Origin of the sequence: Streptomyces flavofungini (genome assembly GCF_041028215.1) — a bacterium.
Classification (GTDB): domain Bacteria; phylum Actinomycetota; class Actinomycetes; order Streptomycetales; family Streptomycetaceae; genus Streptomyces; species Streptomyces flavofungini_B.
This window is the reverse complement of the sequence record NZ_JASKYR010000346.1, coordinates 1-8,529: the sequence shown is the minus strand read 5'-3', so window position 1 is coordinate 8,529 and position 8,529 is coordinate 1. Positions and strand designations below refer to the sequence as shown.

Annotated in this window: 9 protein-coding genes; 4 read left to right on the top strand and 5 right to left on the bottom strand. The window is 71.2% G+C overall.

Features of this window, described 5'->3' with window-relative positions; translation table 11 throughout:
- The 4 genes from AB8Z36_RS22920 to AB8Z36_RS22905 all read right to left on the bottom strand — a co-directional run.
- The coding region (locus tag AB8Z36_RS22920) for a TerD family protein (protein ID WP_369215240.1) at window positions 1–599 on the bottom strand (599 nt) is incomplete at its 3' end.
- Window positions 600–709: 110 nt separating this feature from the next.
- Window positions 710–1,288 carry a TerD family protein gene (locus AB8Z36_RS22915; RefSeq protein WP_369215239.1) on the bottom strand — a complete coding sequence of 193 codons (579 nt, stop codon included), beginning with the start codon at window positions 1,286–1,288 and terminating at the stop codon, window positions 710–712.
- Window positions 1,289–1,463: 175 nt separating this feature from the next.
- The gene (gene uvrB / locus AB8Z36_RS22910; protein WP_369215238.1) at window positions 1,464–3,608 is read right to left on the bottom strand and encodes an excinuclease ABC subunit UvrB; all 2,145 of its coding nucleotides are present in this window, start codon (window positions 3,606–3,608) and stop codon (window positions 1,464–1,466) included.
- 86 nt (window positions 3,609–3,694) lie between these two features.
- Window positions 3,695–4,558: an MHYT domain-containing protein gene (locus AB8Z36_RS22905; protein ID WP_369215237.1), complete on the bottom strand. Its 864-nt coding sequence runs from the start codon at window positions 4,556–4,558 to the stop codon at window positions 3,695–3,697.
- 274 nt (window positions 4,559–4,832) lie between these two features.
- Here AB8Z36_RS22905 and AB8Z36_RS22900 point away from each other — a divergent pair, with 274 nt between their 5' ends.
- On the top strand, window positions 4,833–5,729 hold the full coding sequence (locus tag AB8Z36_RS22900; protein WP_369215236.1) for a glycerophosphodiester phosphodiesterase family protein: 897 nt from the start codon (window positions 4,833–4,835) through the stop codon (window positions 5,727–5,729).
- A 73-nt stretch (window positions 5,730–5,802) separates the two neighbouring features.
- Window positions 5,803–6,357, top strand: a complete 555-nt coding sequence (locus AB8Z36_RS22895; protein WP_369215235.1) for a methylated-DNA--[protein]-cysteine S-methyltransferase — start codon at window positions 5,803–5,805, stop codon at window positions 6,355–6,357.
- An 18-nt stretch (window positions 6,358–6,375) separates the two neighbouring features.
- Here the strand turns inward: AB8Z36_RS22895 and AB8Z36_RS22890 are convergent, their stop codons facing one another.
- Window positions 6,376–6,741, bottom strand: a complete 366-nt coding sequence (locus tag AB8Z36_RS22890) for a cupin domain-containing protein (protein ID WP_369215234.1) — start codon at window positions 6,739–6,741, stop codon at window positions 6,376–6,378.
- A gap of 116 nt (window positions 6,742–6,857) precedes the next feature.
- Between AB8Z36_RS22890 and AB8Z36_RS22885 the strand changes: the two genes are divergently transcribed.
- Window positions 6,858–7,763: a pseudouridine-5'-phosphate glycosidase gene (locus AB8Z36_RS22885; protein ID WP_369215233.1), complete on the top strand. Its 906-nt coding sequence runs from the start codon at window positions 6,858–6,860 to the stop codon at window positions 7,761–7,763.
- On the top strand, window positions 7,760–8,529 hold a 770-nt coding region (locus AB8Z36_RS22880; RefSeq protein WP_440581975.1), incomplete at its 3' end, for a carbohydrate kinase family protein. The genes AB8Z36_RS22885 and AB8Z36_RS22880, both read left to right, overlap by 4 nt.

Below are 8,529 nucleotides of genomic sequence, written 5' to 3'. Positions count from 1 at the left end.
CGGGTGCCGTCGGCCGGGCGTGGGGGCGGCGCGGCCACGGAGCGGGCGAGGCCCCGGGCCACGGCGTCCTCGATGGCGCCCGCGAGCTCGCGGGCCTCGGGCAGGCCCTGGTCGGTGAGCATGTCGGCGAGGCCGCCCGCGTACCCCTGGCCGACCGCCCTGACCTTCCAGGCGCCCTGGCGGCGGTAGAGCTCCAGGGCGACGACGGCGGACTCGGTGTCCAGGTCGGTGATCGTGTAGCTGGCGGCCTCCGCGCCGTCCAGGCCGGTCACCGCGACGAAGGGGGCGGCGAGGGCACGGAAGCTGGCCGGGCCCCCGACGCCGACGGGCAGTGCGAGCAGGACGCTGACCCGGTGGACGGTGTCCGGCAGGGCGCCGAGGTCCACGGCGAGCCGGTGGTCGGCCGCCGCCTGCTGGGATACCTCCAGGCCGGGCAGGGTGGGCGAGCCCGGGTGGGCCACCCACTCCACGCCCCGGACTCTGCCCTGTCCGTCGCCGAGCGTGGCGCCCGCCACGACCGGTTCTCCGGCCGAGACGCGGATCTCCAGACGGGTCCAGGGAAGCGGGTGGTTCTGTCCCCGCACCAGCTCGGCCGTCATCGCTTCGTTCCCCCTAGAAGGGCCCCGTCGAGCCCTCGTACTCCTGCGTGCGGACGTACTGACGTACGGCGTGCGCGTACGGCGTCCCGGCATACGGCGTATAAGCGTGCTTACAGGTGCGGCAGGATCGACGGCATCAGGTCCTGGAAGGTGCGGCCGTTGGCCGGGGTGCCGATGGCCGTCATCTGCCAGCCCGCGCCCGCCCGGTGCACCTTCGCCATGATCTGGGCGGTGTACTGGCCGCCGCCGTCCAGCGTGTAGCGCGCGAGCTCCTGGCCGTTGGTCTCGTCGACCAGGCGGCAGAACGCGTTCTGCACCTCCTGGAAGGTCTGGCCGGTGAAGGAGTTCACCGTGAAGACGATCTGGTCGATGTGGACCGGGACCCGCTGGAGGTCGACGAGGATCGACTCGTCGTCGCCGCCCTGGCCCGCTCCGCCGACGAGGTTGTCCCCGGTGTGCCGCACCGAGCCGTCGTCGCTGACCAGGTGACGGAAGAACACGACGTCCACCGGCTGCTTGTCGGCGAAGAGGACCGCCGAGGCGTCCAGGTCGACCTCGCGGGTGCGGGAGCCGAACAGGCCCCTGCGCGGAGCCGCCTGCCACCCGAGTCCCATGCGCACCGCGGTCAGGGCGCCCCCGTCGTTCTTCTGCAGGCTGATGGCCTGACCCTTGGTCATATTGACCGTCACGCGCTGTCCCCTCTCGAACTGCCTGGGCAACCGCCTTATGCGGTTGCCCAGCACCTTATGCACCCCCACCTGCGGAGCAGCAGCGCGGGTCACACTTTGTGGCGGTCTTGCAACAGACCGGCCAGTACGCCGTGCACTCCTCCCCCGGGTCCCCCGCGAGGCACTTCCGCGGGACCTAGGCCTGGCCCGCCTCCCTCATCTGACGCAGCTCCTTCTTCATCTCCGACACCTCGTCGCGCAGCCGCGCGGCGATCTCGAACTGGAGGTCGGCGGCGGCCGCGCGCATGCGCTCGGTCATCTCCTCGATCTGCTCGGCCAGCTCGGCCGCGGGGCGGTCCGTCGGGAGGGTCTGCCCCTTCTTGGCCTTGCCCCTGGCGGGTGCGGCGGCCTTGCCCGCGGCGCCGCCGAGCGAGGGCACCGGGGCCTTGGCGTCCTTGCCCGACTTGGGCTTGCGGTAGTCGGAGCCGAGGAGCTGCTCGGTGTCGACCTCCTCGCGGGCGATCTGCGACACGATGTCGTTGATCTTCTTGCGGAGGGGCTGCGGGTCGATGCCCTTCTCCTTGTTGTACGCGATCTGCTTCTCCCGGCGGCGGTTGGTCTCGTCGATGGCCCTCTCCATCGCCGGGGTGATCTTGTCCGCGTACATATGGACCTGGCCCGAGACGTTGCGCGCCGCGCGGCCGATGGTCTGGATCAGGGAGGTCCCCGAACGCAGGAAGCCCTCCTTGTCGGCGTCGAGGATCGCGACCAGGGAGACCTCGGGCAGGTCGAGGCCCTCGCGCAGGAGGTTGATGCCGACCAGCACGTCGTACTCACCGGCGCGCAGCTCGCGCAGGAGCTCCACGCGGCGCAGCGTGTCGACGTCGCTGTGCAGATAGCGGACCTGGATGCCGAGCTCCAGGAAGTAGTCGGTGAGGTCCTCGGCCATCTTCTTGGTCAGGGTGGTGACCAGGACGCGCTCGTCCTTCTCGGTGCGCGTGCGGATCTCGTGCACCAGGTCGTCGATCTGGCCCTCGGTGGGCTTGACGACGACCTCGGGGTCGACGAGGCCGGTGGGGCGGATGATCTGCTCGACATAGCCGTCGCCGCGCGAGAGCTCGTACTTGCCGGGGGTCGCCGAGAGGTACACCGTCTGGCCGACGCGGCCGAGGAATTCCTCCCACTTCAGGGGGCGGTTGTCCAGGGCGGACGGCAGCCGGAAGCCGTGGTCCACGAGGGTCCGCTTGCGGGAGGCGTCGCCCTCGTACATCGCGCCGATCTGGGGGACCGTCACGTGCGACTCGTCCAGGACCAGGAGGAAGTCCTCCGGGAAGTAGTCCAGGAGGGTGTTGGGGGCGGTGCCGGGGGCGCGGTCGTCGAAGTGCATCGAGTAGTTCTCGACGCCGGAGCAGGAGCCGATCTGGCGGAGCATCTCCAGGTCGTAGGTGGTGCGCATGCGCAGGCGCTGGGCCTCCAGCATCTTGCCCTGCTTCTCCAGCTCGACGAGGCGCTCGGTGAGCTCCTTCTCGATGCCGGTGACCGCCTTCTCCAGGCGCTCGGGTCCCGCCACGTAGTGCGAGGCGGGGAATACGTAGAGGTGGTCGTCGTCGCTGATGACCTCGCCGGTGAGCGGGTGCAGGGTGGAGAGCGCCTCGATCTCGTCGCCGAACATCTCGATGCGGACGGCGAGCTCCTCGTAGACCGGGAAGATCTCGATGGTGTCGCCGCGGACGCGGAAGGTGCCGCGGGTGAACGCCAGGTCGTTGCGCGTGTACTGGATGTCGACGAAGCGGCGCAGGAGCTGGTCCCGGTCGATCTCGTCGCCGACCTTCAGCGGCACCATGCGGTCCACGTACTCCTGCGGGGTGCCGAGGCCGTAGATGCAGGAGACGGAGGCGACCACGACCACGTCGCGGCGGGTCAGCAGGGAGTTCGTCGCGGAGTGGCGCAGCCGCTCGACCTCCTCGTTGATCGAGGAGTCCTTCTCGATGTACGTGTCCGACTGCGGGACGTACGCCTCGGGCTGGTAGTAGTCGTAGTACGAGACGAAGTACTCCACCGCGTTGTTCGGCAGGAGCTCGCGGAACTCGTTCGCCAGCTGGGCGGCCAGTGTTTTGTTCGGCGCCATCACGAGGGTGGGGCGCTGGAGCTTCTCGATCATCCACGCGGTGGTGGCCGACTTGCCGGTGCCGGTCGCGCCGAGGAGGACCACGTCCTTCTCACCCGCGCGGATGCGTCGGTCGAGGTCGGCGATGGCCGTCGGCTGGTCGCCACTGGGCTGGTACGGACTGACGACCTCGAAAGGTGCCACCGTGCGTTCGATCTTGGATACGGGCCGCATGGAATCCACCGTACGACCCCGCACTGACAACCGGGCTGGATCACCCGGTCGGCGGCGGTCGGCTCACCCGTTCCGCGCGGCGCCGCTCACCGGTTCTGCGGGAAGCGCGGGTGGGGCCGTCGGCGGGGGCCGCGGCGGGATCCCGGGACGTGCCGGTCGCCCGAGCGCGGGACGGGATAGGGGCGGCGGGCACCACCGCTGGGCTTCCTGGTCTCCGGCTGACCGCCCAGCATCAGCGGGTCGAACATGACGATCACCCCCGCGAGGAGCAGGAAGGCCAGCGGCCCGACCATCATCGGCGCGAGGATCTCGGCGGACGAGTCGCCCGGCGGCAGGGCGTCCGAGCCGTGCAGATGGACGCTGAGGGCCGCCATGCCGGTGTAGTGCATCCCGGTGACGGCGAGGCCCATGACCAGGCTCGCGCCCAGGCTCCACAGGATGCCTCTCACCTGCGCGGCAGCCCAGAGCGCCGCGGTGGCGGCGACCATGGCGATCACGACGGACGCGCCGACGGTGAAGGTGTTGTACTCCAGCGTCCCGCGCAGACGCATACCGGCCATTCCCAGGTAGTGCATCGAGGCGACCCCGAGGCCTGTGATCGTCCCGCCGGTGAACAGCGCCGTGCCGGTCGCGCCCCGATAGCCGACAATGAAGATGCCGACGCCGACCATGACGATGGCGACGGCCAGGCTGGCGAAGGTCAGCGCCTTGTCGTAGCGGATCGGCGCCTCCTCGACGGTGAAACCCATCATCGCCACGAAGTGCATGGTCCAGATGCCGGAACCGATGGCCGCCGATCCGAGTGCCAGCCAGCCGGGGCGCCAGGAGTGGGCCACGAGGAGGGATCTGGTCGTACAGCGCAGCCCGAGTGCTCCTCCGAGGCAGGCCATGACGTAGGCCACCACCGGCGTGACGACTCCGTAGCTGAACCCGTCGACCGTGCCCTGCATGCGAGGTAGCCCTTCCGCCTTTGCGTCCAATGAACCCGTCACGCACCGTACGCCCCCGGCCCGCGGCCACCTGAAAGGCCGTCGGCTGAGGCAGAGAGTAGAGCTCCCCTCGGAACGCACGAACGATTTTCCGGCAAAGAAATCCGTCACTCGCGCGCGGGGTCCCTTGCTCCGGATGCCTCCGTTCAGCCCGTGGCCATCCTGCACCTGTCTCCCGTTGGCCCTTGACTGTCACTCTCGACCGGTCCGCGATCTCACGACGCGAGGAGTACTTGTGTACACACGCGCTGCCGCCACCACTGTCGCCGCTCTCATGGGCGCCGGTGCGCTGGTTCTCCCCACCACCCACGCAGCCGCCGACACCCCGACGGTGTCGAGTACAGCCAAGCCCGGGAGACCGCTGGTGGTCTCCCACCGCGGTGCTTCCGCGTACGCCCCGGAGAACACCTTCGCCGCCATCGACAAAGCGCGTGAGCTGGGGTTCACCTGGGTCGAGAACGACGTCCAGCGGACCAAGGACGGCGAACTCGTGATCATGCATGACGACACCCTGAAGCGGACCACCAACGTAGAACAGGTGTTCCCCGGCCGGGCCCCGTGGAAGGTCGCGGACTTCACGGCGGCGGAGATCCGCAAGCTGGACGCGGGCAGCTGGTTCAGCCCGAAGTACGCCGGTCAGCGGGTGCCGACCCTGAAGCAGTACATGAACCGGGTCTCGCGCAACCGGCAGAGCCTCGTCTTCGAGTTCAAGAAGCCCGAGATCTACCCGGGCATCGAGAAGCAGGGCCTGCGGGTGCTGCGCGAGACGGGCTGGCTCGACAAGGCGCACGTCAGCGGGAAGCTGGTCATCCAGAGCTTCAGCGCCGACAGCGTGAAGACCGTGCACAAGCTGCGGCCCGACGTGAAGACCGGCTTCCTCGGCACGCCCGCCGCCGCCGACCTGGCCGACTACGCCACGTTCTCCGACCAGATCAACGCCACCCACACCTCCATCTCCGCGAAGTACGTCAAGGCGATCCACGCGCTCAAGGGACCGCACAAGAAGCGCCTTGAGATCTTCACCTGGACGGTCAACGACGGCCCGAACGCGGTGCGCGCCGCTGACTTCGGCGTGGACGGCATCATCACCAACGCGCCGGACGTCGTCCGCAAGGCACTGCGCAAGGGCTGACGCCCGCCGGCCGGCGACCCCGCGTCGCCGGTGGCCGCCCTGCGTTGTCAGTGCCCGGCCGTACGGTGTTCGCATGGACGCCAATGTGCAGGGACGGGGCCCGCTCGTATGGGCCGTCGTCGGCAGCGACATCGGGCCGCTGCTGCTGGCCGCGACCGCCCGGGGGCTGGTCACCGTGGCCTTCCACGCCACGGACGCGGTGCGCGAGAGGACACTGGACCGGCTCGGCTCCCGGCTGGGCGCCGAGCCGGTACACGCGCCGGACTCCCCCCTGCTCGCCGAGCCGGTACGGCAGCTCGCGGCGTACTTCTCCGGCGAGCGCCACGCCTTCGAACTGCCGCTGGACTGGTCGCTGAGTTCGGGGTTCAACCGCCAGGTGCTCCGCGAGCTCGCCTCCGGCGTGCCGTACGGCTCGGTGGTCGGCTATGGGGACCTCGCCGACCGCGTGGGCAGCCCCGGAGCCGCTCAGGCCGTGGGCATCGCGATGGGCTCCAACCCGCTGCCGGTCGTGGTGCCGTGCCACCGGGTCGTGGAGAGCGACGGCGGCATAGGCGGCTTCGGCGGCGGCCTGGAGACCAAGCGGCGGCTTCTCGCCCTGGAGGGGGTGCTTCCGCAGCCGCTCTTCTGAGGCCGGAAGAGCCAGGGATCACGGAAGCGTGATGTGGTACGCCTTGCGCAGTGTCTCGTGCACGGTCCAGGTCGTACGGTCGCCCTCGCGCAGCACGGCGGCGTCGCCGGGGCCGACCTCCAGCGTGGCGCCGCCCTCGACCGCGACGGTGGCCCGGCCGCTGACGACCACGAACAGCTCGTTGGCCTCCGTGTCGGTGACCACGCCGGGCGTGATCTGCCAGATGCCGCGCAGCTGCTTGCCGTCGGCGGACTCCCAGAGCACCTTGCCGGTCACCACCGGGTCGCCGGAGACGATCTGCGCCGGGTCGAGCGGTTCGGCTTCCAGCTCGACGTCCGGGATGTGCACGGCGAAGGAAGGAGCTGCTTGATCATTCGTGGTCATGGCCGGTCACCCTAGCCGGGGCCCGCGCGGGGGCCCCGGCGGGGGCCTCGCCAGGTTTGCCGGGGCCCGCCGCCCGCCAGGGATGGAGGGAGACCCGACAGGCAGGAGGCAGGCCCGTGCTGGTGGTGTCCGACGAGGTACAGACGGCTCTCGCAGAGGGGCGTCCCGTGGCGGCCCTGGAGTCCACGATCATCGCGCACGGCCTGCCGAGGCCGCGCAACCTCCGGGTGGCGGAGGAACTGGAGGCGCTCGTACGGGACGAGGGCGCCGTTCCCGCGACGATCGCCGTCCTGGACGGCAGACCCCATGTCGGCCTGGACGAGACGCAGTTGAAGCGGATCGCGGACGAGGACGGCATGCGCAAGCTCGGCCACCGGGATCTGCCGCTCGCCGTCGCGACGGGCGCGAGCGGGGCGACGACGGTGTCGGCGACCTCGCTGCTCGCCGCGCGGGCCGGGATACGGGTGTTCGCCACCGGCGGTCTCGGCGGCGTCCACCGGGAGTGGACGGTGACCCAGGACGAATCGGCCGACCTGGGGCTTCTCGCCCGCACCCGGCTCACGGTGGTGTGCGCGGGCGTGAAGTCCATCCTTGACGTCGGGGCCACGCTGGAGCGTCTGGAGACTATGGGGGTCGCGGTCGCGGGCTACCGGACCGACCACTTCCCCGGCTTCTACCTCGCCGACTCCGGGCTCCGGGTGGACTGGACGCTGCGGAGCCCCGAAGAGGTCGCCGGAGTGATGCGGGCCCAGGACGCGCTCGGCGGGCCCGACGCGGCACTGATCGTGGCGAACCCGGTACCGGAGGGCAAGCAGCTCGATCCCGTGCTCCACGCGCGCGTGCTCGACGAGGCGCTCGGGGCCGCGGCGGAGCGGGGTGTCGAGGGGCAGGCGGTCACGCCGTACCTGCTAGCCGAGCTGGTGCGGCGCACCGGGGGCGCGTCGCTCGCGGCCAACCTCGCGGCGGTGCGCGGCAATGTCCGGCTCGCGGCGCGGATCGCGGCGGCCTGGGCGAGGGGCTGAGGGTGCGAGGGACAGGGCTGCTCGTCGTCGGGGATGTGGTCACGGACGTCGTCGCCCGGCACCCCGAACCCCTGGCGCCCGGCACGGACACGGCGGCGGCGATCCGCACCGTGCCGGGTGGCGCCGGGGCCAACGTGGCCTGCTGGGCGGCCCATTGCGGCTGCCCCGACGTGCGGCTCCTCGCCCGCGTCGGCGCCGACTCCGCCGCCTGGCACGAGGCGGCGCTCACGCGCGCGGGGGTGCGGGCGCGGCTCGTCGTCGACCAGGACGCGCCCACGGCAACGGTGGTCTGCCTCGTGGACGGGGGCAGCGGGGCCGAGCGGACGTTCCTCACGGACAGCGGGGCCGCGCTGCGGCTCTCCTCGCGGGACTGGGCGCCCGCGTTGCTCGACGGGGTGGCCCGGCTGCATCTGTCGGGCTATCTCTTCTTCTCCGCGACGGGCCGGGCGGCGGCCGCGGCGGCTCTCGCTTCGGCACGCGCGCGTGGGGTGCCGGTGAGCGTGGACCCGGCATCGGCGGGGTTCCTCACGCAGCTGGGGGTGGCGCGGTTCCTGGCGCTCGTGGAGGGCGTGGCCGTGCTCCTGCCCAGCAGGGGGGAGGCGGAGCTGCTGACGGGGCTCTCCGATCCCGGAGCCGCGGCGGTGCGGCTCGGGCAACGGTTCTCCGAGGTGGTGGTCACCTCGGGGGCCGAGGGGGCGGTGGTCTCGCGGAGCGGCGGACCGGCGGAACGGGTTCCCCCGGTCGTCGCGTCCGCGCTGGATACGAC